The 271-nt window shown below is 53.5% G+C and carries 1 pseudogene; it reads left to right on the top strand.

The features are described from left to right. A pseudogene (locus tag Q5762_RS38465) lies at positions 1–271 on the top strand (hydroxyacylglutathione hydrolase); the annotation flags it as partial.

Below are 271 nucleotides of genomic sequence, written 5' to 3'. Positions count from 1 at the left end.
CCGCGCCTTCGAAGTGATGGAAACCCCAGGCCATACGCTCGATCATATCAGCTACTTTACGCCGGGTATCCCCGCCCTTCTTTTCTGTGGCGACACGTTGTTTCATGCCGGCTGTGGCCGCCTTTTCGAAGGCACACCAGAGCAGATGCTGACTTCATTGCATCGTTTTCAGGATCCGCAGCACGTGAAAAGCACAGATTTGCCTGAGTATATTAATGCGCTGCAAAGACCAGCGTTTCCTGGGGGAGTTCCGCAAAACGACGCAATGAAG

It is taken from the genome of Streptomyces sp. P9(2023), from assembly GCF_032436795.1.
Taxonomy (GTDB): Bacteria; Actinomycetota; Actinomycetes; order Streptomycetales; family Streptomycetaceae; genus Streptomyces.
This window is presented reverse-complemented; position numbering and strand designations above follow the sequence as displayed.